General features: G+C 71.8%; 23 protein-coding genes. 9 read left to right on the top strand and 14 right to left on the bottom strand.

Annotation, left to right across the window (positions count from 1 at the left end; genetic code table 11):
* Nucleotides 1-1,929 (bottom strand): sigma-70 family RNA polymerase sigma factor, encoded by a 1,929-nt coding sequence (locus AB4091_RS16440; RefSeq protein WP_442292886.1) that lies wholly within the window; start codon nucleotides 1,927-1,929, stop codon nucleotides 1-3.
* Between the two features lie 513 nt (nucleotides 1,930-2,442).
* On the opposite strand from AB4091_RS16440, the gene AB4091_RS16435 reads away from it, so the two are divergent.
* A complete protein-coding gene (locus AB4091_RS16435) occupies nucleotides 2,443-3,924 on the top strand; it encodes a cryptochrome/photolyase family protein (RefSeq protein ID WP_442292884.1) in 1,482 nt (493 codons plus the stop codon).
* A 13-nt stretch (nucleotides 3,925-3,937) separates the two neighbouring features.
* Here the strand turns inward: AB4091_RS16435 and AB4091_RS16430 are convergent, their stop codons facing one another.
* Entirely contained in the window at nucleotides 3,938-4,783 is an 846-nt protein-coding gene (locus AB4091_RS16430; RefSeq protein WP_442292882.1) for a methyltransferase domain-containing protein, read from the bottom strand.
* A 55-nt stretch (nucleotides 4,784-4,838) separates the two neighbouring features.
* On the opposite strand from AB4091_RS16430, the gene AB4091_RS16425 reads away from it, so the two are divergent.
* Nucleotides 4,839-5,363, top strand: coding sequence for a MarR family winged helix-turn-helix transcriptional regulator (locus AB4091_RS16425; protein WP_442292880.1), 525 nt, complete (start codon nucleotides 4,839-4,841; stop codon nucleotides 5,361-5,363).
* 5 nt (nucleotides 5,364-5,368) lie between these two features.
* Here AB4091_RS16425 and AB4091_RS16420 read toward each other — a convergent pair whose 3' ends face one another.
* The 7 genes from AB4091_RS16420 to metG form a co-directional block, all read right to left on the bottom strand.
* The gene (locus AB4091_RS16420) at nucleotides 5,369-5,725 is read right to left on the bottom strand and encodes a VOC family protein (protein ID WP_442292878.1); all 357 of its coding nucleotides are present in this window, start codon (nucleotides 5,723-5,725) and stop codon (nucleotides 5,369-5,371) included.
* 139 nt (nucleotides 5,726-5,864) lie between these two features.
* Nucleotides 5,865-7,724: an ATP-binding cassette domain-containing protein gene (locus AB4091_RS16415; RefSeq protein WP_442292876.1), complete on the bottom strand. Its 1,860-nt coding sequence runs from the start codon at nucleotides 7,722-7,724 to the stop codon at nucleotides 5,865-5,867.
* Nucleotides 7,725-7,879: 155 nt separating this feature from the next.
* Complete coding sequence (locus AB4091_RS16410) at nucleotides 7,880-8,818, bottom strand: 4-(cytidine 5'-diphospho)-2-C-methyl-D-erythritol kinase (protein ID WP_442292874.1); 939 nt, start codon at nucleotides 8,816-8,818, stop codon at nucleotides 7,880-7,882.
* A 30-nt stretch (nucleotides 8,819-8,848) separates the two neighbouring features.
* Nucleotides 8,849-9,787, bottom strand: coding sequence for a 16S rRNA (adenine(1518)-N(6)/adenine(1519)-N(6))-dimethyltransferase RsmA (rsmA, locus tag AB4091_RS16405; RefSeq protein WP_442292872.1), 939 nt, complete (start codon nucleotides 9,785-9,787; stop codon nucleotides 8,849-8,851).
* 110 nt (nucleotides 9,788-9,897) lie between these two features.
* Complete coding sequence (locus AB4091_RS16400; RefSeq protein ID WP_442292870.1) at nucleotides 9,898-11,052, bottom strand: transglycosylase family protein; 1,155 nt, start codon at nucleotides 11,050-11,052, stop codon at nucleotides 9,898-9,900.
* Between the two features lie 185 nt (nucleotides 11,053-11,237).
* On the bottom strand, nucleotides 11,238-12,119 hold the full coding sequence (locus AB4091_RS16395; protein ID WP_442292868.1) for a TatD family hydrolase: 882 nt from the start codon (nucleotides 12,117-12,119) through the stop codon (nucleotides 11,238-11,240).
* The gene (metG, locus tag AB4091_RS16390; RefSeq protein WP_442292866.1) at nucleotides 12,116-13,951 is read right to left on the bottom strand and encodes a methionine--tRNA ligase; all 1,836 of its coding nucleotides are present in this window, start codon (nucleotides 13,949-13,951) and stop codon (nucleotides 12,116-12,118) included. The genes AB4091_RS16395 and metG overlap by 4 nt, the downstream gene beginning before the upstream one ends.
* Nucleotides 13,952-14,078: 127 nt before the next feature.
* Between metG and AB4091_RS16385 the strand changes: the two genes are divergently transcribed.
* The gene (locus AB4091_RS16385) at nucleotides 14,079-14,513 is read left to right on the top strand and encodes an SRPBCC domain-containing protein (protein WP_442292864.1); all 435 of its coding nucleotides are present in this window, start codon (nucleotides 14,079-14,081) and stop codon (nucleotides 14,511-14,513) included.
* Nucleotides 14,514-14,597: 84 nt separating this feature from the next.
* Here AB4091_RS16385 and AB4091_RS16380 read toward each other — a convergent pair whose 3' ends face one another.
* Nucleotides 14,598-15,023 (bottom strand): OsmC family protein, encoded by a 426-nt coding sequence (locus AB4091_RS16380; protein WP_442292862.1) that lies wholly within the window; start codon nucleotides 15,021-15,023, stop codon nucleotides 14,598-14,600.
* A 132-nt stretch (nucleotides 15,024-15,155) separates the two neighbouring features.
* Nucleotides 15,156-15,986: a 16S rRNA (cytidine(1402)-2'-O)-methyltransferase gene (gene rsmI / locus AB4091_RS16375; protein WP_442292860.1), complete on the bottom strand. Its 831-nt coding sequence runs from the start codon at nucleotides 15,984-15,986 to the stop codon at nucleotides 15,156-15,158.
* Between the two features lie 104 nt (nucleotides 15,987-16,090).
* Here rsmI and ppc point away from each other — a divergent pair, with 104 nt between their 5' ends.
* A complete protein-coding gene (gene ppc, locus AB4091_RS16370; protein WP_442292858.1) occupies nucleotides 16,091-18,952 on the top strand; it encodes a phosphoenolpyruvate carboxylase in 2,862 nt (953 codons plus the stop codon).
* Nucleotides 18,953-18,961: 9 nt separating this feature from the next.
* Here ppc and AB4091_RS16365 read toward each other — a convergent pair whose 3' ends face one another.
* The gene (locus AB4091_RS16365; RefSeq protein WP_442292856.1) at nucleotides 18,962-19,936 is read right to left on the bottom strand and encodes a helix-turn-helix transcriptional regulator; all 975 of its coding nucleotides are present in this window, start codon (nucleotides 19,934-19,936) and stop codon (nucleotides 18,962-18,964) included.
* Nucleotides 19,937-19,997: 61 nt separating this feature from the next.
* Between AB4091_RS16365 and AB4091_RS16360 the strand changes: the two genes are divergently transcribed.
* A complete protein-coding gene (locus AB4091_RS16360) occupies nucleotides 19,998-20,576 on the top strand; it encodes a DinB family protein (RefSeq protein ID WP_442292854.1) in 579 nt (192 codons plus the stop codon).
* Between the two features lie 75 nt (nucleotides 20,577-20,651).
* Entirely contained in the window at nucleotides 20,652-21,260 is a 609-nt protein-coding gene (locus AB4091_RS16355; RefSeq protein WP_442292852.1) for a DinB family protein, read from the top strand.
* A 395-nt stretch (nucleotides 21,261-21,655) separates the two neighbouring features.
* On the opposite strand, the gene AB4091_RS16350 is transcribed toward AB4091_RS16355, so the two are convergent.
* Together AB4091_RS16350 and AB4091_RS16345 are read right to left on the bottom strand one after the other, a co-directional pair.
* A complete protein-coding gene (locus tag AB4091_RS16350) occupies nucleotides 21,656-22,033 on the bottom strand; it encodes a hypothetical protein (RefSeq protein WP_442292850.1) in 378 nt (125 codons plus the stop codon).
* 71 nt (nucleotides 22,034-22,104) lie between these two features.
* The gene (locus AB4091_RS16345) at nucleotides 22,105-22,842 is read right to left on the bottom strand and encodes a dienelactone hydrolase family protein (protein WP_442292848.1); all 738 of its coding nucleotides are present in this window, start codon (nucleotides 22,840-22,842) and stop codon (nucleotides 22,105-22,107) included.
* Nucleotides 22,843-22,921: 79 nt separating this feature from the next.
* On the opposite strand from AB4091_RS16345, the gene AB4091_RS16340 reads away from it, so the two are divergent.
* The 3 genes from AB4091_RS16340 (at nucleotide 22,922) to AB4091_RS16330 (ending at nucleotide 26,354) form a co-directional block, all read left to right on the top strand.
* Nucleotides 22,922-23,770 (top strand): CPBP family intramembrane glutamic endopeptidase, encoded by an 849-nt coding sequence (locus AB4091_RS16340; RefSeq protein WP_442292846.1) that lies wholly within the window; start codon nucleotides 22,922-22,924, stop codon nucleotides 23,768-23,770.
* A gap of 178 nt (nucleotides 23,771-23,948) precedes the next feature.
* The gene (locus AB4091_RS16335; RefSeq protein ID WP_442292844.1) at nucleotides 23,949-24,206 is read left to right on the top strand and encodes a hypothetical protein; all 258 of its coding nucleotides are present in this window, start codon (nucleotides 23,949-23,951) and stop codon (nucleotides 24,204-24,206) included.
* A gap of 552 nt (nucleotides 24,207-24,758) precedes the next feature.
* On the top strand, nucleotides 24,759-26,354 hold the full coding sequence (locus AB4091_RS16330; protein ID WP_442293126.1) for a dolichyl-phosphate-mannose--protein mannosyltransferase: 1,596 nt from the start codon (nucleotides 24,759-24,761) through the stop codon (nucleotides 26,352-26,354).
* Nucleotides 26,355-26,427 lie beyond the last annotated feature (73 nt).

Raw genomic sequence — 26,427 nt, 5'->3', positions numbered from 1 at the left:
TCATTCGGGACGGAAGGTGTCGGCCCACGTGTGACCGGCGGCGTCGGTGACCCGCACGGACAGCGGGACGATGCCGCCGGTGCCCGACTGGTCGAGCACGGCCGAGCCGCGCCCGCCCGAGCACGAGACGACCGCTCCGGCGACCTGGGCACAGTCCCAGCTGGAGTTGCGCACGACGAGCCGGCCGGCACCGGACTGGTTGCTGATCCTCACGGTGAGACTGCCGGCGGCCGAGGTGCGCACCCGGACCGCGATGCGCGCCGTGTCACCCTCGCGGACGAGGCGCACCGAGATGACCGGGCGGGTGGCCCCAGGGTCGGAGGGTGACGGGTCGGGCTGCGTCGGAGGGTCGGAAGGCGCAGGCGGTTTCGGGGTGGTCGGTGGCTTCGCGGTGGTCGGCGGCTTCGCGGTGGTCGGCGGATTCGGGGCCGGCGGACGGGTCGGGCCGGGTGCGGGCCGACCACCACCCGAGGCTCCGGTTGCCTGGTTGCCCGCCACGGATGGTCGGGTGCTCCCGGACGTCGGCGGCCCGGGCGTCGCGGCCACACTGCCCCTGCTGTCGAGCGCCGGGGGCGCGACCTCACGAGGCCGGGGTGTGCCCGTCGCTGCCCGGACGGGACCGGTCTCGGTCGTGGACGGGATCGCCGACGCGCTGGTGCCCAGGGTCGCGCTGCGCCCGCTGGGCGGAGTCGGCCGACCCGACGTGCCCGCCGCGGCCGGAGGTGGGGCGATGGCCGTCGTGGCCGACGCACCCGACGGGGTCTGCGGGACCGGCCGGCGCGCGTCGGCGAGCGAGGGGCCGGGGACGGTGAGCGCACCGGCGATCCCGACCGTGACGGCGAGCATCGCCGCGAGGCTGGTGGCGCGGCCCGCCACCTGCGCGACGGCGTCGACGGCGCCTCCGACCGCCGACGCGCCTGTCGCCGAGGACGTCCCCGCGGCACCGGCACCGGCGTCGACGGCGCCTCCGACCGCCGACGCGCCTGTCGCCGAGGACGTCCCCGCGGCACCGGCACCGGCGTCGGCGGCGTGACCGGCGGGACCTGAGGAGCTCGTGGCACCGGTCCCTGCCGCGGCCGCGGACGAGAGCGCCGCCACCACGCCTCCGGTGACGAAGCCCGGCGACGCCAGCCCGGCGACGAGCACGAGCGGCACGACCAGCGCAGGGAACCCGTCGTGGATGACGCGCAGGTCAGCGGCCAGCGCGGCGGCGTGCGGGCACGTCTCGACGTGGGCCCGGGCGCGCTCGGTCTGACGCTTCGGCAGCCGACCGCGCACGAAGGCGCCCAGGTGCGTCAGGGTCCAGCGGCACTCGTCGCTGTCGGCCCCGGCGAGTCCGCGCGCCGCCCTGGCATCGAGGTAGTTGGCACGCAGCGCCTCGCGCGCCCGCATCGCCCGGACGCTCACCGCGTTGGGGGTCATGCCCAGTGCGGGCGCGACCGCGCGCGGGGCGGCGCCCTCGACGGTGGTGTGCCACAGGATGCGCTGGTCGCGCTCCGGGAGCTCGGCGAAGGCGGTGCGGACCAGCGCCAGGCCCTCTTCGTCGGCCGCGAAGCCGGCGAAGGGGTCAGCGAGCGCCGGGGCCAGGTCCTCGAGGTCGTCGTCGTCGGTCGGGACGAGCCGCAGCTCTCGCCGGCCCTGGTCGATGGCGACGGTGCGCACCGCCGACATGAAGTAGGCGCGGAAGTTCTCGTCGGGCCCGCGACCGTCACGGACGAGCGCCAGGACGCGAGCGGCCGCCTCGGCGACGACGTCCTCGGGAGCCGAGCGACCGCGGTGACGGTTCGCGACGGCATACGCCGCCGGGAGGTGTCGGCGCCAGAGCTCGCCGAAGGCCTCTGCCGAGCCGTCACGGGTGCGTGCGAGCAGGGTGGCGTCAGGGGCCGAGGCCCAGGCCTCGCTCGACCACAAGGTCGCGTCTGCCGACAACCCTTCGCCCTTCGTCTGCCCCGTGTCGCACCGGTTTGTCCGGTCTGAGCGGTTCGAGGCAAGTCTGCCAACTGGCAGCGCGAGCGTCCATCCGGACGCCGAAAGGCCGATGGGTCCGGGACCAGCGGCCAGGCGGGCGGGCTGGCAGGTTTCGTCCTCCCGAATGATCCCCTCCACGAAACCACGCGGGAGGACGAAACCTGACGGCACCACTGGAGACAAACCCGTAGGGGCCACTCCCTCCCCTGACCAAGCGGGAGACCCCTGCGTTGCCGTCACCTGTATGACGTGCCGGGACCCATTTCATGACACGATTTTCCGAATTGGGCAGAAATGCCGGAAATTGACCCACTTTTTCTTCCGCGGCGAGACGCCCCACGAGAGCGAGACCCGCCGCTTACCTCCGCCAGACCCGCGGCTTACCCGGGCCCCACGCCTCGCCGGAGGGGTCACGCGACCGCAGACCGGCCCGGGATGCGCCCCCAGGGAGGGACCGGCGGGTATGACTCCGCCATGACGCGACGGTGGCTCTTCGCCGACCAGCTCGGTCCGCACTTCGAGGTGGGCGCGGACGGCGTACTGCTCGTCGAGAGCCGGCGAGCGCTCGCGCGACGCCCCTTCCACCGGCAGAAGCTGCACCTCGTGCTATCCGCGCTGCGCCACCGAGCGGCCGAGCTCGGTGACTCGGCCGTGCTGATGCGCACCGACACCTACACCGAGGCGCTGCACGAGCTCGGCGAGCCAGTGCGCGTGTACGAGCCGACGTCGTATGCCGCCGAGCGCCTCGTGAGGCGGCTCCAGGTCGCCGCCGTGGTCGAGGACGTCGACCCGACACCGGGATTCAGCCTCTCCCGCGAGGAGTTCGCCGCCTGGGCAGGCGAACGGCGCCGGGTGCGCATGGAGGACTTCTACCGCTTCCAGCGGTTGCGCCTCGACCTGCTCGTCGAGGGTGAGCGCCCGGCGGGCGGCCGCTGGTCGTTCGACGAGGAGAACCGGGAGCCGCCGCCGAGGGGCGCCGACCGGCTGGACGTCCCGGCTCCGTACCGTCCGCGAGAGGACGACATCGACGCGGAGGTGCGCGACGACCTCGACCGATGGACCCGCGAGGGGCACCTCTCCCCCATCGGTGAGGACGGCCCCAGGCTGTTCGCCGTGACCCGACGCGAGGCGCTCGCCGCCCTCGACCGGTTCGTCACGAAGCGGCTCGGCGCGTTCGGGCCGCACGAGGACGCGATGCTGCACGGGGACTGGGCGATGGCCCACAGCCTGCTGTCGGTGCCGCTCAACCTCGGCCTGCTCGACCCCGTCGAGGTCGTCGACCGGGCCACCCAGGCGTACCGCGACGGTGATGCCCCGCTCGCCTCGGTGGAGGGCTTCGTGCGTCAGGTCATCGGCTGGCGCGAGTACGTGTGGCACCTCTACTGGCACTTCGGACCCACCTACCGGCGCCGCAACGCCCTGGCGGCGCGGCGCTCGCTGCCGGACTGGTTCGACCGGCTCGAGACCGACGGGGTCGACGCCGCCTGCCTCCACGACGCGCTGACCGGGGTTCGCGAGCGCGGCTGGGTGCACCACATCCCCCGTCTCATGGTGCTGGGCAACTGGGCGGCGCAGCGCGGCTACCACCCCGATGCCCTCACCGAGTGGTTCCAGACCCGCTTCGTCGACGGCTACGACTGGGTCATGACGGCCAACGTCGTCGGCATGAGCCAGCACGCGGACGGGGGTGCGATGGCCACCAAGCCGTACGTCTCGGGCGGGGCCTACATCGACCGGATGAGCGACTACTGCGGCGACTGCCGCTACGACCCGAAGAAACGGCTCGGTGACGACGCCTGCCCGTTCACCGCCGGCTACTGGGCCTACCTCGACCGCAACGCGGCCCGGCTCGAGGGCAACCACCGGATGGCCCGCCCGCTGCAGCAGCGACACCGCCTCGCCGACCTTGAGGCCGTGGTGGCCCAGGAGCGACGCCGGGCCGCCGCACCCCCCTGACCGCGAGCCCGGGTCAGGCGCGCGTGCGGGCGACGGCGAACGTGCGCGTGAACGGGAAGAGCACGCCGTAGGGCTTGCGGGGGTATGCCGTCTCGAGCTCCCTCTCGTAGTCCGCGACGAACGCCTCCTGCTCCTGCTCGTCCAGCACTCCGAGCACCGGGCGCAGGCCGGTGCCGCGCACCCACTCGAGCACGGGGTGGGGGCCGTCGGGCTCGGCTGCGAGCACGTGCTCGTAGGTCGTCTGCCACACGTCGACGTCAGGGGTCAGGTCGAGGAGGAGGGCGGCATACGTCTGGGGCTGGGCGACGGCCTGCGCGCGGGCCAGCCCGGGACGCAGGTCGTCGGCACGCGGGTGGCGCGCGGCGACCTCGCGCATCAGGCGGTGCGACGGGGCGTCGAAGTTGGCGGGCACCTGCATGGCGAAGGTGCCACCGGGCGCGAGGCCGGCGACCCACGACGGCACGAGCCGCAGGTGGCTCGGGACCCACTGCAGGGTCGCGTTGGTGACGAGCACGTCGATGGAGCCGCCGGACTCGGTGGGGTCCCAGTCCTCGGCGGCGGCCTCGACCCACTCGACGCGGCCGTCGACGTCGAGCTCGCGTGCGCGGGCGAGCATCTCCGGAGAGCTGTCCACACCGACGACGCGGGCGTTCGGCCAGCGCTGGGTGAGGCCGAGCGTCAGCTCGCCAGGCCCGCAGCCGAGGTCGACGACGAGACGCGGCTCGTCACCGTCGACGCGCGCCAGCAGGTCGGCGAAGGGGCGCCCCCGGTGGCCGGCGAAGACGGCGTACTGGCGCGGGTCCCACGCCGAGTCGGTGCTTCGCGCGCCCGTGGTGGGCGGGGTGGTGGGGTCGGTCACGACGTGCTCACTTTCTTTCGATGTCAAGAGTCTTGACGGCGACTACAGTTGCCACATGAGCGCCGACCGCGGGCCCGCCGACGACGTCGACGAGATCGTCGCTGCGTGGCGCCGCGAGCGCCCCGACCTCGACGTCACGCCGCTGGAAGTCCTCTCGCGGGTCTCGCGCCTCGCGCGCCGTCTCGACCTCGCCCGCGGCTCGGCCTTCTCCGAGCACCTGCTCGAGGGCTGGGCCTTCGACGTGCTGTCGGCGCTGCGGAGAGCGGGCGAGCCCTACGAGCTGTCGCCAGGTGCGCTGGTGCAGCAGACCCTGGTCACGTCGGGCACCATGACCAACCGGGTCGACCGTCTCGAACGCAGCGGTTTCGTCGACCGACGACCCGACCCCGGCGATCGCCGCGGGGTGCTCGTGCGGCTGACCGCCGCGGGCCGCGACGTCGTCGACTCGGCCATGGCCGACCTCATCGAGCAGGAGAAGTCGCTGCTGTCGGAGCTCTCGGCCGCCGACCGCACCCAGCTGGCGACCCTGCTGCGGCGCATGCTCGCGCCGCTCGAGTCGCGAGGCGTGCCGCACACCTGAGCCCCTCATGCCTGCTGGAACTCCAACCGGTTGCCGACGGGGTCACTCGTGTGGAAGCGACGCAGTCCGGGGATGTTCTCGTCCCAGGTGACCGGGGCGCCGGCCGCGGCCACCGTCTTGGCCAGCTCGTCGACGTCGGCCACGGCGATGCCGGGGTGGGCCTTGCGTGCGGGCGTGAAGCCGTCCTCTATGCCCACGTGCAGCTCGGCGGAGCCGGCCCGGAACCACGCGCCTCCGCGGGCACGCAGCGCCTCCGGCTTCTCCACCTCCGACATGCCGAGCACCCCGGCGTAGAAGGCTCGCATGTCGTCCTCGCAGCCGGCAGGACCCGAGACCTGGACGTGGTGCAGGTGCATCTCCATGTGTCGAATTTATCTTGACATCAAGATAAATTCAACGGGCCGGGCAAGGGCCAATCGAAAGAACACTCCGTCGGCTCATTCCAATCGAAAGAACACTCCGTCACGTGACGGAGCGTTCTTTCGATCGGTGGGGATGCAGTCAGCCGACGATCTCGGCGGCCTCGAGCCACTCGAGCTCGAGCTCCTCGCGCTCACCGACCACGGTCTGCAGCTTCGCGTTGAGGTCGGCGAGCGCTGAGGGGTCGGTCGCCTGCTCGGCCATGTCGCCGTGCAGCCGTTCCTCGCGGTCCTGCAGGCGCGAGAGCTGCTTCTCGATGCGGGCCATCGTCTTGCGGGCTTCGCGCACCTCGGCCGGGCTCGCGGTCGTCGCGCCCTGAGCAGGTATGCCGTCCGACGGGCTCGGTGACGCCGGCGCGGTCGCGGAGGTGGTCCGGGACGACGCCGTCTTCGCCTCAGCGGCCGCGCGCAGCCTGAGGTACTCCTCGACGCCACCGGGCAGGTCACGCACCTTGCCGTCACCGAGCAGTGCCAGCTGCTTGTCGGCCACGCGCTCGAGCAGGTAGCGGTCGTGCGACACGACGACGAGCGTCCCGGCCCAGCCGTCGAGCACGTCCTCGAGCGAGGTCAGCGTCTCGATGTCGAGGTCGTTGGTCGGCTCGTCGAGGATGAGCACGTTCGGCTCGGTGAGGAGCAGGCGCGTCAGCTGGAGCCGGCGTCGCTCGCCACCGCTGAGGTCGCCCACGCGTGACTGCTGCCGACCGCCCGGGAACCCGAGACGCGTCGCGAGCTGGCTCGCGCTGATCTCCTTGTCTCCCAAGGTCGTCCACTGCTTGACGTCCTCGATGGCCTCGATGACGCGCCACTGCTCGAAGCGCTCGAGCTCGCGCACCTCCTGCGTCAGGTGGGCGATGGCGACCGTCTTGCCGATCTTGCGCCGGCCGCTGTCGAGCGGGATCTCGCCCGTCAGGGCGCGGAGCAGCGTCGACTTGCCGGCTCCGTTGACGCCGACGATGCCGATGCGCTCCCCCGGCGCCAGACGCCAGGTCACGTGGTCGAGCAGGCGTCGCTCGTCGGGCGGGTCGCCGACCGACACGGTGACGTCCTCGAGGTCGAGCACGTCCTTGCCGAGGCGGCGGCTCGCGAACGACGCCAGCTCGACGCTGTTGCGCGGCGCGGGCTCGTCGGCGATCAGGGCGTTCGCGGCGTCGATGCGGAACTTCGGCTTGCTCGTGCGGGCGGGCGGGCCACGCCGCAGCCACGCGAGCTCCTTGCGCATGAGGTTGGCCCGCCGGTCGGCCACGACGCCGGCGAGACGGTCACGCTCCGCCTTCGCGAGGACGTATGCCGCATACCCTCCCTCGAAGGCACTGACCTTGCCGGACTCGACCTCCCAGGTGTTGGTGGCGTACGCGTCGAGGAACCAGCGGTCGTGGGTGATCGCGACGGTGGCGTTGCCGGGGCGCGGGCGCTTGCTCGCGAGGTGGTCGGCGAGCCAGGCGACGCCCTCGACGTCGAGGTGGTTGGTCGGCTCGTCGAGGAGGAGCAGCTCGGGGTCCGAGACGAGCAGACGAGCCAGTGCGAGCCGGCGGCGCTCGCCACCGGACTTGGGGCCGACCCGGCTGTCGAGGCCGCCGACGTTCTCGGCCTCGATGCCGCCGAGCAGCCCGGTCAGCACGTCGCGGATGCGTGGGTCACCGGCCCAGACGTGCTCGGCAAGGTCGCCGAGCACCGCCTCGCGGATCGTCCAGGTCGGGTCGAGCGCATCCTCCTGCGAGAGCATCCCGATGCGGATGCCCTCGGCGCCCCCCTGCTTCGTGATGCGGCCCGAGTCGGGCTCCTGCAGTCCGGCCATCACGCGAAGCAAGGTCGACTTGCCGCCGCCGTTGACGCCGACGACGCCGATGCGGTCACCGGTGAGCACACCGAGGCTGACGTCGTCGAGGACGTGGCTCGTGCCGAAGACGAGCGAGACGCGTTCGAGGGAGATGAGGTTGGCCATCGCTGACCGACCCTATGCGCTCCCCTCCCATTTCACCGAACGCGGTGTTCGGTCTCGAACTGCGTGTTCTAACACGGTGTTCGCGACCGAACGCCGCGTTCGGTGGGAGGAGGGCGAGGGGAGGAGGTCGGGGCGAGGGACCCGCAGACTGCTGCTCAGTCGCGGGGCTGGGCGACGACGTGGGCGCCGTGCACGGGGCCCTTGGCGCGCCGCAGGTCGCGGCAGAGGTCGGAGGCCGCGAGCGAGACCGACAGGTCGAGCGAGGCCTCGTGGCTCTTGGTGAGGAAGGCGACCGTCGGGCCGGAGCCCGAGACGACGCCACCGAGGGCACCGAACTCGACGCCGGCGTCGCGCAGCTCGCGCAGCTGCGGGCGCAGCGAGAACGCCGCGGGCTCGAGGTCGTTGTGCAGGGCGGCGCCGAGGGCAGCGGGGTCACCCGAGCGCAGCGCCGCCATCAGCTGGGGGCTGACCCTGGGCTCGGGCACGTCGACGCCGTCGCGCTCGCGCAGGCGGTCGCACTCGGCATACACCTCGGGAGTCGACAGGCCGGTGTCGCTGATCGCGAAGACCCAGTGGAAGGTGCCGCGCGCGAGGACCGGCGCCAGCTGCTCGCCACGCCCGGAGCCCATCGCGTTGCCGCCGGAGAGGATGAACGGGACGTCGCTACCGAGGGTCGCGGCCAGCTCGGCCAGTTCGTCTCGGTCGAGGCCCAGGCCCCAGAGCTGCTCGCACGCGACGAGGGCGGCGGCGGCATCGGCCGACCCGCCGGCCATGCCGCCGGCGACCGGGATGTCCTTGTCGATGCGGATCGACAGGCTCTCGTCGACGGCCCAGCGCTCGGCGACGAGACGCGCGGCCCGCACGGCGAGGTTGTCGCCGTCGGTCGGGATGCGGTCGGCGTAGGTGCCGGCCGGCACGACCTGCCACTCGGCCCAGCGGGCCACCGAGACCTCGTCGTGCAGTGACACGGCCTGGTAGACGGTCGCGAGCGCGTGGAAGCCGTCGGGCCGGCGTGGTCCGACGCGCAGCTCGAGGTTGACCTTGGCCGGGACCCGCACGGTCACCGCACCGGGCAGGGTCGGAGCGACAGTCATGCGCCCACCCTATGGGCCAGCCCGTCGCAGTCAGGACGCATTGCCTCGCCGGCGAGCGCGTCGTTCGGACGGTTCGACGCCGGCGGGGCGAGCCTCGGCGATGCGGGCGAACGCGGTGATGTCGAGCTGCTCACCGCGGGTCTTCGGGTCGATGCCGGCCCTGACGAGGGCCTGTTCGGCGGCGTCGGCGGACCCTGCCCAGGAGGCGAGCGCGCCCCGTAGCGCCTTCCGCCGCTGCAGGAAGGCCGCGTCGATGCAGGCGAAGACGTCCTTGCGGGAGGCCGTGGTCTTCGGCGGCTTGCGCCGGCGCATGGAGACGAGGCCGGAGTCGACGTTGGGCGCCGGCCAGAACACGTTGCGCCCGACGCGGCCGGCGAGCTCGACGTCGGCGTACCAGGCCGCCTTGAGGCTGGGCACGCCGTAGATCTTGCCGCCGGGCTTGGCCGCGAGCCGTTCGGCGACCTCGAGCTGCACCATGACGAGGACGCGGTCGATGGACGGGAAGTGCTCGAGGAACGAGAGCACCACCGGGACCGAGATGTTGTAGGGCAGGTTGGCCACGAGAGCGGTCGGGTCGGGGCCCGGCAGCTTCGTGACCGTCAGCGCGTCGGCCGCGACGAGCCGCAGGCGGTCGGCGTTGTCGGGCTGGAGGCTGCGCACGGTGTCCTCGAGGGCACCCGCGAGCCGCGGGTCGACCTCGACGGCCGTGACCGCCTTGACGACGGGCAGCAGCGCGAGGGTCAGCGACCCGAGGCCCGGGCCGACCTCGACGACGACGTCGGAGGGCCCGACACCGGCGACGCGCACGATCTTGCGCACCGTGTTGGCGTCGACGACGAAGTTCTGGCCCCACTGCTTGGTGGGCCGCACCTCGAGCCGCTCGGCGAGCTCGCGCACCTGCGACGGCCCGAGGAGCGCGGCGTCGTCGGCCGGGGCGGCAACGGGCGCCGCGGCGTCCTTCTTCGTCATGCGCCCCACCCTATGGCCACGAACGACAGAGCAATCCGTCCCGCGTTCAGCGCACCTGCACTGAACCCCGAAGGGGACGGATTGCTCTGTCGATCGCCAGGGAGATCAGGTCAGGGCTTGCACTGCCACTGCGACGTGCCGTTGTCGGCGTAGACGCGGTTGGCGACCGTGATCTGCTGCTCGCGGCTGGCGAGGTCGGCACGCGGGGCGAAGTCGCCACCGCCGTAGCCGAGCCACGTCGAGGTCAGGAACTGCAGACCGCCGTAGTAGCCGTTGCCGGTGTTGATGTGCCAGTTGCCGGTCGACTCGCACTGAGCGATCGAGTCCCACATGGCGGCACGAGCCAGGTTGATGCCGGCGCCGGACGACGAGCCGCCGGTGCGGGCCGCAGGTGCCGGGGCAGCGGCCGGGGCCGGGGCCGGGGCCGGCCGGGACTTGGTGCCGACGAGCAGCACGCGGTTGACCGGGGCCTTGGAGACCGTCGACGCGATGGTCTTGCGGCTCACGACCTTGCCGTCGATGACGGTCGCACGCGACGTCACGACCCGGGTGCCGGCGACACCGGCGCGGGAGACCTTGGTCTGGTCGGAGTAGAGGGCGCCCGTCTTGGTGCGGGTCGTGCCGAAGGCGATCGGCTGCGTGGTCCTCGTGTCCTTGGTCTGGACGCGCTGGACGGCGACCTTGGAGCCGTTGGCCAGGGGGGTCGTGACCGGCGGGTTGACCTTGTCGGCCTTGCCGAGGCGGACGCCGAGTTGGGTCAGGGCCTCGCCGACGGTGGCCGCGGCCACCGTCTTCGTCGTGGTCTTGCCGTCGACGCTCACCGTGACGGCCTTGGGCGTCACGATGGTGAGGGACAGTCCCTGGCGACCGATGGTCTGCGAGCGCGAGACGGACAGGCGCGAGCCCTCGCCGCGGAGGCCCAGCGCGAGCAGCGCCCCGTCGACGGTGGTCTCAGTGGTGCGGATCTGACGGGTCTTACCGTCGACCGTGAGGCTAAGCAGGCGGGCGTACTTGACGGTGATCGACTCACCGTCGTCGGCGGTGCTGCCGGCGGCCGGGACGACCACGTCGCCCGGCTTCACCTGGATGCCCTCGCCGGCGAGCACGTCACCGACGGTGCGGCTGCCGAAGAACGAGGCGGTGGAAGAGGCGCCGTCGACCGAGAGGTTCACGGTCTTGTCGAGCTGGGCGGCGCCGACGGCGCCACCCGTGAGGACGACGGCCGCGCCAGTGGCGGCCAGGATCTTGGCGTTGCGAGAAATCAAAACACTCCGAACGTCGATCTATCCGGGTGCAACGCGCTCTCGATCCGTCCTCCTCACGCCATCGGGAGGAGGTCGATGCGGGGCAGCAACCGGCCAACAGTCGTCAAGACTGAGGGATCGCCGTCGCAAAGGTCAAATTTCGATAACGACGGCCTGTTCGGCTGGACCCCTGATCTGGGGGTGCGCTAGGCAGTTTGCCCGACTCGTTCGGCACTCCACGGGCCGTACACACGCTCGCTGTTCTCCGACACCGCGCGGCACAGGCTCGGCACGTCGATGTTGAGCACTCCGGCCATCGCCCGGATGGTCACCGGCACGAGGAACGAGGCGTTCGTCGCGCCCCGGTGCGGGGCCGGCGCGAGGTAGGGGGCGTCGGTCTCGACGAGCACGCGCTCGAGGGGGATGGCCGTCAGCGCGTCGCGCAGGTCGCGGGCGTTCTTGAAGGTGACGGTGCCGGCGAAGCTGAGGTAGTAGCCGCGCTCGACGCACACGCGCGCCATCGCGAGGTCACCCGAGAAGCAGTGCAGGACGGTGTGCTCCGGCGCGCCCTCCTCCTCGAGGATGCGCAGCACGTCGTCGTGGGCGTCACGGTCGTGGATCTGCAGGGCCTTGCCGAGCCGCTTGGCCAGGTCGATGTGCCAGCGGAAGCCGTCCTGCTGCACCGGCACCCCTTCGGGGCCGGTGCGGAAGTAGTCGAGCCCGGTCTCGCCGATGACGCGCACGCGGTCGTGGGCGGCGTGACGCTCGACGGTGGCGTATGCCGTCTCCAACGTCCCAGCGGCAGCGAGCCGTGGGACCTCGTTGGGGTGCAAGGCGATTCCGCCGACCAGCTCGGGGTGCCGCTCGATGGCGTCCATCGTGAACGCGATGCCGTCGAGGTCGCAGCCGACCTGCACGAGCCGGGTCACGCCGACGGCCCGGGCTTGCTTGATCGCGTCGGCGACGTCGAAGGGCTCGTCGCCCTCGCGCGTGATGTCGAGGTGGACGTGGTTGTCGACGACGTCGATGGGCAGCGGGTCGGGCAGGTGCTCCGGCAGGCCGCGCTGGCCCGACGCGTGAGGCGTCATGCGCTCTGGTCGGGGTCGGGGCTGCCCGGGTCGGCGAGGCGCTCGCGCTCGGCCTCGACGACATGGTCGGGGTCGAGCTTGGTGAAGACCCCGGTGGGCTTGGAGATCGGGGTGCCCGGGACGACCGGACGCGGCTCCCAGCGCGGCGTCGCGGAGTAGTCGCCGGTGATGACCGGGTAGGCGCGCGAGTCGTCGTCGAGGTCGCGCACCACGTCGAGCCGTGGCATCGGCATGAACTCGCCCTCGCCGCCGAGCACGGCGTGCACCCGGTTGGCCGCGTGCGGCAGGAACGGCGAGATGAGCGTGTTGATGTCGCTCACCGCCTGCACGAGGGTGTGGAGCACCGTCGCGAGCCGCTCGCGCTCGTCGTCGCCCTTGAGCTTGAACGGCTCGGTCTTCGAGACGTACGCGTTGGCCTCGCCGACGACACGCATCACCTCGGCGAGCGCGGCCTTCTGGCGGTGCCGCTCGAGGTTGGCACCCACGGTCGCGAAGGCACCGCGCACCGTTGCGAGCAGCTCGTCGTCGACAGGCAGGGCGGCATACGTCCGCGGGATCTCGCCGAAGCTCTTGGCGATCATCGCCGCGGTGCGGTTGACGAGGTTGCCCCAGCCGGCGACGAGCTCGCTGTTGTTGCGCTGCACGAACTCGGCCCAGGAGAAGTCGGCGTCCTGGTTCTCGGGCCCGGCGGCGCAGATGAAGTAGCGGATCGGGTCGGGGCCGTAGCGGGCGACGATGTCCTGCACGTAGATGACGTGCTTGCGGCTCGTCGAGAACTGCTTGCCCTCGAGCGTCATGAACTCCGACGCCACGACCTCCGTGGGCAGGTTGAGGTCGCCGTACTCCCCCGGCTCGCCGCCCTTGTCGCCCTTGCCGGCGTATCCGAGCAGCTCGGCCGGCCAGATCTGGCTGTGGAAGGTGATGTTGTCCTTGCCCTGGAAGTAGTAGGACACGGCCGACGGGTCGTTCCACCACTCGCGCCAGCGGTCCTCCTGCCCCGGGCCGAGCCGGCGAGCCCACTCGATCGAGGCCGAGAGGTAGCCGATGACGGCGTCGAACCAGACGTAGAGGCGCTTGGCCGGGTTGTCCTCCCAGCCCTCGAGCGGGATCGGGATGCCCCAGTCGATGTCGCGCGTCATGGCGCGGGGGCGCACGTCCTTGAGCAGGTTCTTGGAGAACTTGATGACGTTGGGGCGCCACGTGCCCGAGGCCTCGCGGCCGTCGAGCCACTCCCCCAGGGCGCCGGCGAGCGCCGGCAGGTCGAGGAAGAAGTGCTGGGTCTCGATGAACTCGGGCGTCTCGCCGTTGATCTTGCTGCGGGGGTTGATCAGCTCGTCGGCGTCGAGCTGGTTGCCGCAGTTGTCGCACTGGTCGCCGCGCGCCTCGGGGAAGCTGCAGATCGGGCAGGTGCCCTCGATGTAGCGGTCGGGCAGCGTGCGCCCGGTCGACGGGCTGATGGCGCCCTTCGTCGTCTGCTCGATCATGTAGCCGTTGGCGTGGACCTGACGGAACATCTCCTGGACGACGGCGTAGTGGTTGCGCGTCGTCGTGCGGGTGAACAGGTCGTAGGACAGGCCGAGGTCGGTGAGGTCCTGGGCGATGACGGCGTTGTACTTGTCGACGAGCTGCTGGGGGGTCACGCCCTCCTCCTCGGCGAGGACGAGGATCGGCGTGCCGTGCTCGTCGGTGCCCGAGACCATGAGGACGTCGTGGCCGGCCATCCGCATGTACCTGCTGAAGACGTCGGAGGGCACACCGAAACCGGCCACGTGGCCGATGTGGCGCGGGCCGTTGGTGTACGGCCAGGCGACGGCAGACAGGACATTGCTCATGGCGAGCAATCCTAGGTGGGGCGGACCGGCGGTCGCGCACGAGTTCCCGGCCAGCGCCCGGGCCCGGTGCGACGCCCTGTCGCGAACGTTCAATCAGCACGGCGGGCGCACCGGGTATGACTGAGCCATGACTGGTCATGTTGCACGAGCGAAGGTCACCGTCGACGCCACGCCGCAGCAGGCGTGGCAGTCCCTCACCGACCCGGCCGAGATCCGCAGGTGGATGGTCGGCACCGAGGTGAGCACCGACTGGCAGGTGGGCAGCCCCATCACGTGGCGGGGCGAGATGGACGGAAAGCCCTACGAGGACAAGGGCGAGGTGCTCGACGTCGACGAGCCGAGGCGCCTGTCCACGACGCACTACAGCCCGCTCATGGGCCAGGAGGACAGCCCGGAGAACTACCACACGGTCACCTACTCGCTCGAGGGCAGCGGCGACGGGGGCCCCACCACCGTCACCCTGGAGCAGGACGGCAACGAGTCGCAGGAGCAGGCCGACCAGTTCTCGCAGAACTGGCAGAGCATGCTCGACGCCTTCAAGGACTCGGTCGAGAAGTCCTGAGCCGCAAGGACGCTCCCGCTCGAGGTACACGTATGCCGCCCGGCTGAGCCGGGCGGCATACGCGCGCGTATGGGGACACGAAGGTCAGGCGAGCTTGGCCTCGAGGCTGATCGGCACGGCCTTGAGGGCCTGGCTGACCGGGCAGTTCGCCTTGGCGTCCTCGGCTGCGGCCTGGAAGTCCTCGGCGGAGATGCCGGGCACCTCGCCGACGACCGACAGCTTGATCTCGGTGATGCCGGTGCCGGGCACGAAGGTGACCTCGGCCGTCGTGTCGAGCGTCGTCGGGGGCGTGCCGGCCTTGGCGAGACCGTTCGAGAACGCCATCGAGAAGCACGACGAGTGCGCCGCCGCGATGAGCTCCTCAGGGCTCGTCTTCCCGTTCGCCTGCTCAGCGCGCGAGGGCCAGTTGACGTCGTAGGTGCCGATGCCCGAGCTCTCGAGGGTGACCTGGCCGGACCCCTCGAAGAGCGAGCCCTCCCAGTGCGTGGTGGCAGTGCGCGTGGTGCCCATCGGTTCTCCTTCGCTGTCAGGGTGGGTCACGGCGTTGGGCGCCGCGACGCGGTACGTCCCCACCGTAGGGGGATTCACGACCGGCACAAGGGGCGGACCGCGGGCAGGGGCGGCGTCGGCGCGCCGGTCACCTCAGCGTGCGGCGAGCGACGCGTCGTAGAGCGCCTTCTTCGACAGCCCGGTCTGCGAGGCGACGTCGGCCGCGACGTCCTTGAGGCGCTCCCCCGCGTCGACCCGCTGCCGTATGCCGGCCACGGCGTCCTCGAGGGACGGCACGGCGCGCTCGGCGCCGGCCACGACGACCGTGATCTCTCCCTTGACGCCGTCGGCCGCCCAATCGGCGAGCTCGGCGAGCGTGCCGCGCCGCACCTCCTCGTAGGTCTTCGTCAGCTCGCGGCAGACGGCGGCCCTGCGCTCGGGGCCGAACGCGTCGCGCATCGCGGTCAGCGTCTCGGCCAGCCGGTGCGGCGCCTCGAAGAAGACGAGGGTGCGGCGCTCGTCGGCCACCTCGGCGAGGACCCGCGCCCGCTCGCCCGGCTTGCGTGGCAGGAACCCGTCGAAGCAGAAGCGGTCGACGGGCAGCCCCGACACGGCGAGCGCCATGAGGACCGCGCTCGGCCCGGGCACGCACGTGACGCGTACGCCCGACTCGACCGCGGCGGCGACGAGCCGGTAGCCGGGATCGGAGACGGACGGCATACCGGCGTCGGTGACCACGAGCACGCGCTCGCCCGCGAGGAGGCGCCCGACGAGGTCGGGCGTGCGGGACGCCTCGTTGTGCTCGTGGTAGCTGACGACCGAGCCGGTGGTGCTGACCCCGAGGTCGCCCAGCAGGCGACGGAGGCGGCGGGTGTCCTCGGCCGCGACGACGTCCGCGGTCGCGAGCTCCTCGGCGAGCCGGGGCGCGGCATCGCGAGGGTCGCCGATCGGTGTGGCGGCGAGGACGAGGGTGCCGGTGGTCATGCCGTCATCCTGTCAGGGCACCCGCAGGTCCGGTGGGCGAGACGGCCGTCCCCGAATGTGGACGGGGTTACGTCGCGGAAACGTCACCGCGATACACAGAGTGCATGACGATCTCGGGACAGACCTCGACCGAGCCTCCCGCCCAGCGCTCCACCGAGCAGCTGCTGGCCGCAGACCGCCGCGAGCCGAATGCCGCGACCTTCGCTGCGGGCGTCTCGTCCGCGCAGCAGCACACGGCCCTTCGCGCATCGGTGCGCCAGCTCGGCGCCCTGCTCGGCGAGGCCCTCGAGCGGCACGAGGGCGCCGAACTGCTCGCGCTCGTCGAGCGGGTGCGCAGCCTGGCCCGGCAGCCCAGCGACGACGAGCTGCGCTCGACGCTCGCGGCCGTCGACGCACCGACCGCGGTGGTGCTGGCCCGGGCCTTCACCGCCTACTTCCAGCTCGTCAACGTCACCGAGCAGCTGCACCGCTGGCAGGAGGTGACGGCCGTCGACGAGGGCCCGCTGGCGGCGACGGCGCGCCGCATCGGCGCGGCACTCGACGATGGCACCGTCGACCGCGAGCTCGTCGACGCGGTGCTGGCCCGGGTCGAGTACCGGCCCGTCTTCACGGCCCACCCCACCGAGGCCACGCGCCGCTCGGTCATCGACCTGCTGCGCCGCATCGCCGACACCGTGCAGACCCTCGAGGACCCGCGAAGCGCACCCGCCGACCAGCCCCGGCTCGAGCTCCGGCTGGCCGAGCTCGTCGACCTCGTCTGGCAGACCGACGAGCTGCGCATCCAGCGGCCAGAGCCGACCGACGAGGCCCGCACCGCGATCTACTACCTCAACTCGCTCACCCAGCGCGTGGTCCCCGAGCTGCTCGCCGAGCTCGACCGGTCGCTCGCGACCATCGGCATCGAGCTGCCGGTCTCTGCCCGGCCACTGCGCTTCGGCGCCTGGGCCGGCGGAGACCGCGACGGCAACCCCAACGTCACGCCCCAGGTCACCCTCGAGGTCGTGGGCCTGCAGCACGACGCCGCACTGCGCGACCTCATCGCCCACACCGAGAACCTCCTTGCCGAGCTCTCCCCGTCGACGCGTGTCGTCACGGTGACCGACGAGCTGAGCCGCAGCCTCGAGGCCGACGCCGAAGCCCTGCCGATCACCTACGACGCCCTGAAGCGGCTCAACGCCGAGGAGCCCTACCGCCTCAAGCTGAGCTTCGTGCGGGTGCGGCTCCAGCGCACCCGCGACCGGCTCACCCACCAGACGCCGCACGAGCCCGGCCGCGACTACGCCGGCTTCGATGAGCTGCTCACCGACCTCACTCTCGTGCGCGACTCGATGCTCGCCGGCGGCGACGAGCTCACCGGCAACGGCGCGATCCTGCGGCTCATCCGCACCGCCACGACGGTCGGGCTGGGCCTCGCCACGCTCGACATCCGCGAGCACAGCGGCAAGCACCACGCCGCGCTCGCCGACCTCTACGACCGCATCGGCGAGCTCGACACGGCCTACGGCGACCTCGACCGGCCCGCCCGCATCGCCCTTCTGTCACGCGAGCTCGCCTCGCGCCGCCCCCTCACCGGCAGCCGCGCCGTCGACGTCGGCGAGGCCGCGTCGGCGTCGTTGTCACTGATGTACGCCGTCCGCACCGTCCTCGACACCTACGGCGACGAGACGGTCGAGACCTACATCGTGTCGATGACGCACGACATCGACGACCTCTTCGCGGTGGTCGTGCTCGCCCGCGAGGTCGGCCTCGTCGACACCGGCACCGAGACCCACCCGGCCACCGCGCGCATCGGGTTCGCCCCGCTCTTCGAGACCGTCGCCGAGCTCGAGGCGGCGGGACCGCTGCTCGACGCGCTCCTCGGTGACCCGGCGTACCGGCGTGTGGTCGCAGCGCGCGGCGACGTGCAGGAGATCATGCTCGGCTACTCCGACTCGTCGAAGGATGCCGGCATCGCGGCATCGCAGTGGCAGATCCACCGGGCGCAGCGCGCGCTGCGTGACGTCGCGCGCCGGCACGGCGTCGTGCTGCGGCTCTTCCACGGCCGCGGCGGCTCGGTCGGTCGCGGTGGCGGTCCCACCGGCGAGGCGATCCTCAGCCAGCCCTACGGCAGCCTCGATGGACCGATCAAGATCACCGAGCAGGGCGAGGTCCTCAGCGACAAGTACACCCTGCCGGGGCTCGCCCGCTTCAACCTCGAGGTCGCGCTCGCGGCCGTGCTCGAGGCCTCGGTGCTGCACCGGAAGTCCCTTCTGCCACAAGACGTCCTCGACGGCTGGAACGGCACGATGGACGTCGTCGCAGCTCGCGGGCAGGACACCTACCGGGCACTCGTGCGCGACCCCGGACTGGTCCCGTTCTTCGTCTCGGCCACTCCCGTGGACGAGCTCGGCAAGATGAACATCGGCTCGCGCCCGTCGAAGCGCCCCGGCGGCGAGGGCGGCCTCGACGACCTCCGCGCCATTCCCTGGGTGTTCGGCTGGACGCAGTCGCGCATCATCCTGCCCGGCTGGTTCGGGGTCGGATCGGGCCTCGCCGCCGCCCGCAAGGACGGCCGGGAGAAGACGCTGCGCGAGATGTACGGCTCGTGGGCCTTCTTCCGCACCTTCATGTCGAACGTGCAGATGACGCTCGCGAAGACCGACCTCGACATCGCGGCCGGCTACGTCGACGAGCTCGTCGAGCCGGAGGTCGCCGGCCTCTTCGACACGATCCGCGAGGAGCACCAGCGCACGCTGGAGGAGGTGCTGCGGGTGACCGGGCAGTCGGAGCTGCTCGAGTCGGCGCCGACGCTGCGTCGCACGCTCGAGCTGCGCGACAGCTACCTCGCGCCGCTGCACGCGCTCCAGACCTCGTTGCTCGCCCGGTCTCGTGCCGTGCCCGACGACGCCGAGCCGGACGCCGACGTGCAACGCGCCCTGCTGCTGACGATCAACGGCATCGCCGCCGGCCTGCGCAACACCGGCTGAGCCGACTCGTCACCGGGTGGCGTCGGCGGCCCTCAGCATCCGGGCCGCCTGCTCGCGCATTATGTCGCGCAGCTCGGGCGGGTCGAGGACCGTCATCACCCACGGCAGCACGCCGAGGTGCATCGCCATCCACCCCAGGTGGTTGCCCCCGGCCTCGAAGATGCAGTCCGTCTCGCCGTCTGCGGTCACCGTGCCGACCGAGACCGGAATCTGTTTGTCCACCAGCGACTTCGGCGCGTGGATGCGCACCCGGCAGACGTGGTCGTACGCGTCGCGCGAGATCGACCGGCGCACGTGCTCAGCGGCGTCGGGTGCGTCCTCGCGTGGCCTGAAGCGCCAGCCGCCGGCCTCGGCGTCAGACATCCGGTCGAGCCGGAACGTGCGCCAGTCCTCGCGGTCGAGGTCGTAGGCCAGCAGGTACCACCGGCGCCCGGTCGCGACGAGGCGGTAGGGCTCGACCCGGCGTTCGCCGGAACCGCGCGGCCCGGCATACGCGAAGGTCACTCGTTCGGTCTCGCGGCAGGCTCGGGCGAGCACCAGCAGCGTCGCGGCGTCGACGGGGGCGACCCCGCTGTCGAGGGTGACGGTGGCCTCGTGGATGGCCTCGACCTGTGACCGCAGGCGCCCCGGCAGCACCTGGTCGAGCTTGGCCAGCGTGCGCACCGCGGCCTCACCGAGCCCTTCGACGGTGCCGCCCGCCGCCAGACGGAGGCACACGGCGATCGCGACCGCCTCGTCGTCGTCGAGCAGCAAGGGCGGGAGGCGGCGCCCGGCGCCCAGCTGGTAGCCGCCGCCCGCGCCGTGGGTCGCGTTGACGGGGTAGCCGAGCCCGCGCAGCCGGTCGACGTCGCGACGGACGCTGCGGGTCGTCACGCCCAGCCGCTCGGCGAGCTCGGTGCCGCTCCAGACCGGGCGGCTCTGGAGCAGGTCGAGCAGCCGTAGCACCCGGGCCGTCGTGCCGTTGCCGTCGCTGGTCGTGGACATGGCTGGAGTCTGCCAGTCTCTGCGGACAGAACCTGTCCTATATGGCTGCGACGATCAGGACATGACACCGACGACGCACACCACGATCGACTGGAACGAGGCCCTCGTCGAGCAGGCCGACTGGCACTGGCAGCACCAGCTGCGCGCCCGCTTCGACGGGCTGACCGACGAGGAGTACCTCTGGGCGCCCACCCCCGGCGCCTGGAACGTCCACCGCCGCGGTGAGGGCAGCACCGAGATGCAGGGCGGCACCGGCGAGATGACGATCGACTGGGCCTACCCCGCGCCCGAGCCGGCACCGGTGACGACGATCGCGTGGCGGCTCGCCCACATCATCGTCGGCGTGCTCGGCGCACGAGCCCACGACCACTTCGGCGCCCCCGAGGCCGACTACCTCACCTTCGACTACGCCGCGACGGCCGACGCGGCGCTCGCCCAGCTCGACAGGGCGTATGCCGCCTGGTTCGACGGCGTACGCAGCTGGGGCACCGACGGGCTGGCCGAGCCCTGCGGACCGGCGGAGGGCCCCTTCGCCGAGGCACCCCGAGCCACTCTCGTGCTGCACATCAACCGCGAGCTCATCCACCACGGCGCCGAGATCGCGCTGCTGCGTGACCTCTACGCCCACCGCGACGACTGAGCCACCCCTCCTCCGACCACACGGTCAGCCCGCCCGAGACCATCACCCCGCACGCACGCAGAGAGCGAGAAACCCATGGCCGCACAGGTCCCACCCGTCGCCGACGAGCGCGAGAGCCTCATCGCCTACATCGACCAGCAGCGCGACGCCTTCGTGGCCGCGACGTTCGGCCTCACCGAGGAGCAGATCCGGCTCACCCCGACCGCTGGCACGCTGAGCATCGGCGGCCTGGTCAAGCACGTCACGACCTGCGAACGCGGCTGGACCGAGCGGATGGCGGCGGCGCCCGAGGCGCCGACCCCGCCGGACCGGTCCGTCGCGGAGCAGGCGCAGTCCTGGGGCGACGACTTCCGGGTCACCGACGCCGACACCCTCGACTCGCTGCTCGCCGCCCTCGTGGCGCAGGGCGACGTGACCCGCGACGTCCTGCAGCGCGCCGACCTCGGCGCCGCGGTGCCCGTGCCGCGCGACGCCCCGTGGTTCCCGAAGGACGTCGAGGCGTGGTCGGTGCGATGGGTGGCGATGCACCTCGTCGAGGAGCTCGCGCGGCACGCCGGGCACGCCGACATCATCCGCGAGACCATCGACGGCGCCACGATGTACGAGCTCGTCGCGGCACGTGAGGGCTGGCCCGAGACGCCGTGGCTCACGCCGTGGCGGCCGGCTGATGAGGTGACCGCCTGACGCAGATCCGCTTGCAGCACAAGGGTTCTGCAAGCCCGCAGACAAAGGCGAAGGGCCCTTGGGAGTATGAGTCTCAAGGGCCCTTCTGGTTGATCGGTCGATGGTGACGCTCCCGATCGACTGCTCGTCTTCTCCGGTCCCGGCCGCCTCGTCACCCGGCTGCCGCGGTGGGTTGCCCCACCGTGTGGACCCTCGTCTCCGAGCCGTCCCGCTCTCCCGAAGGAGTGCGTGAGAGATTTGTATCTCCCGGCGACGAGGGCCCGCAAGGGATTCGCGAAAACAATTCCGGCCTCCACAGGGTGCCGGCGTGTCGTCCACAGGAGACGGCGGCTTGTCCACACGCGCCGTGCATCGACGCACAGCTTGTCCACCGATGCCTGTGGACGGGCGACCACTCAGACCTGTTCGGGGTGCTCGGCCAGGACGTCACGCAGAACGGCGGCTCCCGCCGCGGCGGCGGAGGCGCGTGGCACGTCCCCGACCGCGGCATACGCCTGCTCGGCCTCGACGAGCGCGGCGACCTCTGCCGCGAGGAGATGCCGTTCGGCGTCCGCACCCAGGACCAGCCGCTCCGCCTCGGTCGCGCCGACGCCCACCGCCGCGCCCGCGACGTCAGCGGACGTGCTGACCGCCGGGCGCTCGACCACCGGCACGGCCTCCGCGTTCTCGATGGTGGCCACCGCGTTGCGCAGCGCCGCCGTGGCGGCACGGTCGCGCTCGCGCATAGCGATCGTGAGGCGGGAGCGCAGGGCGGCACGCAGGGTGGAGGACATGCGGAGAACGTATGCCGCCGACTGGCTTGGGCGCCAAACGTTTACGACGTCGACGCCGCCATCACAACGCATCAGTCCTGCGGCTGCAGGCGCTCCGTCAGGAAGTGGATGACCGCGTCCACGGCGTCCTGGTGTCGCTCCCCCGTCAGCGTGGCGTGGCCGGCGCCCTCGAGCTCCACGCGGAGGAAGCCGTCGCCGAGGTGATCCGTCAAGGTCTCGAAGCGCGTACCCGTGGCCCAGTCGTCGCGGTAGCGGACGCCGAGGACCGGGCAGCCGTCGAGCACCCGATCTCGCACTGCCGCAAGGTCGCCCGGATCGAGGCCGATGTCGGCGGCGCGCCGGGGAGTGAGGGGCACGGGGACCGCCGGCTGCGCCACGACGGGCGCGACGACGACGGGGTCGATCATCATGGCCAGCGCGAAGCCTCCCGTGAAGCACATGCCGACCGCGCCGACGCCCACTCCACCCGCCTCGTGGTGGACGCGGCGGGCCAGGCTGCGCAGCCACGTCGCGATCGGGGTGGTGCGCCCGGTCGCGACGGTCGTGAACTCCCGCCCGATGCACAGGCGAGGGATGACGTGGGCGGCCTCGAGCGCGTACGGGGCCCGGTGGGCGGGGCCGAAGAAGTGCGGCATGACCACGGTGAAGCCGGCATCGACGACCTCCCGGCCGAAGCGCACCACCTCCGGGGTGAGCCCGGGGCTCTCGTGCATGACGATGACGCCCGGCCCCTCACCCTCGGTGTAGGTCGGGTACTCGAAGCCGTCGGCGGCGTGCGAGCCCCGCCGCCAGCCCGAGAGCATCGACATGCACCGACGCTACGCCGAGGTCCGGCGACGGCATACGGCTCAGGCGAGGACCGGGTCACGCGAAGTTACGCTGTTCACCATGGTGACCACTGCTCCCGCCCCGCGCGGACGGTTCGCCGGGCTGCTCGCACCGTCGGAGCGAGACCCCGCGCCGGTCACCGAGGCGGGCGCGCGGAGCGGCCTGCGGCGCGAGACCGTGCTGGTGCTCGGGGTCAGCCTCGGCTCGTCGGCCGTGTACGCCGTCCTCAGCATCATCGAGAAGCTGACACGGCCGGTGCCCCTGTCGCAGCAGACGACGGCGATGAACCAGTCGGCGACGCCCGGACGCCCGTGGCTCGACCTCGCCTACCAGCTCGCCGGGATCGTGCTCCCGCTGGTTGCCGTCGCCCTGGCGCTCTACCTGCTCAACCACGTGCGCCAGCCGGCGGTCGACGTGCGGGCGGGCCACTTCGTCGGCCTCGACCGACGCGAGCCGGCGCGCGACCTCGCCCGTGGCGCGGGTCTCGCCGCCCTCATCGGCATCCCGGGCCTCGGCTTCTACTTCTTCGCCAAGGCGATCGGCATCAACACCCAGGTGTCGGCGGCCAACCTCGAGGCCGTGTGGTGGTCGGGCCCCGTGCTCGTCCTCGCCGCCATCGAGAACGCGGTGCTCGAAGAGGTCATCATGGTCGGCTACCTGTTCACGCGCTGGCGCCAGACGGGCTGGTCGTGGCCGCTCGTCATCGGGCTGTCGGCGCTGATCCGCGGGTCGTACCACCTCTACCAGGGCTTCGGTGGCTTCGCCGGCAACATCGTCATGGGCCTCGTGCTCGGCCTCGTCTTCGTGCGCACCCGCCGCGTCATGCCGCTCGTGGTGTGCCACTCGATCCTCGACATCGTCGCGTTCGTAGGCTACTCGGTGCTGCGGACGCGGGGCGTCTCGCTCTGAGCCTCGAACGCGAGTCCACCTGTCACGACAGGGAACTCGACGTCTGGACTCCTATGCCGTTCACGACCGATGCCCGTCGCCCGCGACGACGAGGCCGCCGATGGCATCGCGCGCACCGTCCTCGCCCCTACCCGCGACGGAGCCGGCCTGTCCAAGGCACTCTTCCGCCGCCGCCGCGATGGACCGCGCCGACGCCGCAGCACGCGCTGCGCGCGCTCAGGGCCACCCTCGTTCGCTCGACGAGCTGCGCGCGGACTACCTGACCGGTGTGGCCATCCGCGGCTGGCCCGACGACGACGGCTTCGCGCGCACCACTCCCGTGCCGGCGGGTCGGGTCTTCGTGGTCGTGCCGTTCACGACGGCCGTCGGCCTCGACGACTCGCCCTGCGAGCTCCCCGGCTACGGCTGGTCAGTGCGCAGGAGGCCCGCGAGATGATGACCGCCGGGGGGTCTGTCTGGCAGACCCTCCTCGCCGACATCGACCCCGGCGCGCTCCCGCAAGGGCTACCGACTCAGTCGTGCGCTGGTCGAGCACGTCCGCGCCGTCGACGGGGTGTGTCGTGGTCCAGGCTGTTGCGTGGAGGCACGCCAGTGCGATCTCGACCACGACGTCCAGTGGCCGGTCGGCCCCACCGACGTCTCGAACCTCACCGACAAGCACCGCCAGCACCACCGCGTGCGCAGCGCCGGCTGGTTCGAGGCACAGCGAGACGACGCGGTCAGGGTCACCTGGCGCACTGCCCCAGGCCGCACCTACGTCACGCTGCCCAAGGACCGGCTCGACGGGTCCGACCGCCAGACCTCCCGCCGCCATCGGCTGCGAGCCCAGCGCCGACCGGGCCCGGGGGCAACCTTGGCGACGCCACCGGGCGCGGCGCCGACGACCACCGCTCTGCCGACCGTGACCCACCACCCTTCTGATCCCCCTGCCGCACGCCTCTCGCGGCGGAGTGCGGCCGACTCAGCCGCACTGCATACGATGGCGCCCATGAACTCGGCCAGACAGGTGCGCGCGCGCCTGCTCGGAGACCCGGCCGACGACTTCCGACTCACCCGTCGCACGGCCGGCCGGCTCGCGTGGCTCGGTTGGGCGGGGCCACTCTTCTTCACGCTCGTCGGCGGCGTCATGCGGTTCTGGCACCTGGGGGCACCGCACAAGCTGGTCTTCGACGAGACGTACTACGTCAAGCAGGGCTGGTCGATGGTCCTGTACTGGTTCGAGATGAAGAACGACCAGGTCCTTCAGGACGCCTCACAGGTCGACCAGCACTTCACCGCCAACGACCCGTTCATCTACGGCACCGAGGGCGACTTCGTCGTGCACCCGCCGGTCGGCAAGTGGCTGATCGGCTGGGGCGAGGTGCCGTTCGGCATCCTCAACTCTTTCGGGTGGCGATTCGCGGTCGCACTGGCCGGCACCATCTCGATCTTCATGCTCGGCCGCATCGCGCGACGGCTCTTCCGCTCTGATCTGCTCGGCACGGTGGCCGCAGCCCTGCTCGCCTTCGAGGGCCACCACTTCGTCCACTCGCGCACCGGGCTGCTCGACATCTTCGTCATGTTCTTCGGGCTCGCCGCGTTCGGTGCCCTGCTCATCGACCGCGACAAGGCGCGCGAAGTCCTCGCCCGCAAGGTCGGTGACCGGCCCCGCGCAGCCATGTCGTGGCTTGGCCCGTGGCTCGGTTGGCGGCCGTGGCGTTGGGTCGCGGGGATCATGCTGGGCCTGTCGGCCGGCGTGAAGTGGTCGGGCCTCTACTTCCTCGTCTTCTTCGGCCTGCTCACCGTGCTCTGGGACCTCGGCGCCCGCCGCGCCGCCGGCGTACGCGGCTGGACCGTCGGCACGGTCGTCAAGGACGGCCCGTACGCGTTCGCCCAGCTCGTCGTCACCGCCGTCGTCACGTACGTGGCGAGCTGGACCGGCTGGATCCTCAGCAAGGGCGGGTCGTTCCGCACCTGGGCGCAGAACAATCCCGACACCACGCACGCGTGGCTGCCCGACTGGTGGCGCTCGCTGTGGGCCTACCACCAGCAGATGTACGCCTCCACGCAGGCGATCAACAGCCCGCACCCCTACCAGACCAACCCATGGTCCTGGCTGATCCAGGGTCGCCCGACGTCGTTCTTCTACGAGGGGCCGAAGAAGGGCGCCGAGGGATGCCTCGTCGACCAGTGCAGCAAGGCGATCACCTCGATCGGGACCCTGTCGATCTGGTGGGGCGCGACCCTCGCCATCTTCGTGCTGCTCTTCATGTGGGCGCTTCGCCGCGACTGGAGGGCCGGGGCGATCCTCTGCGGCCTGTTCGCCGGCTACCTGCCGTGGTTCTTCCTCGGCAACCGCACCATCTACTCCTTCTACGAGGTCGCGTTCGTGCCGTGGGTCGTGCTCGCCTGCGTCTACGTGCTCGGGCTCATCGTCGGTGGGCGGGAGTCGTCGTTGACCCGACGCCGGGTGGGATACGGCGTCATGGGTGGCTTCGTGCTGTTGACGATGGCGTTGTTCGCCTTCTTCCACCCGATCTACGTCGCCGACGTCATCCCGCTCTCGGAGTGGCAGGCCCGGATGTGGTTCCCCAGCTGGGTCTGAGAACCCTGCTGCACGGGTGGTCCTCCACGTGTCGGCCCGATTCGGTATGCCGGTCGGCGTGGTGTTATCTTTT

The sequence above is a fragment of the Terrabacter sp. 2RAF25 genome (assembly GCF_052115265.1).
Lineage (GTDB): Bacteria > Actinomycetota > Actinomycetes > Actinomycetales > Dermatophilaceae > Terrabacter.
The sequence above is the reverse complement of the archived record's forward strand: the minus strand, read 5'-3'. Positions and strand labels throughout refer to the sequence as shown.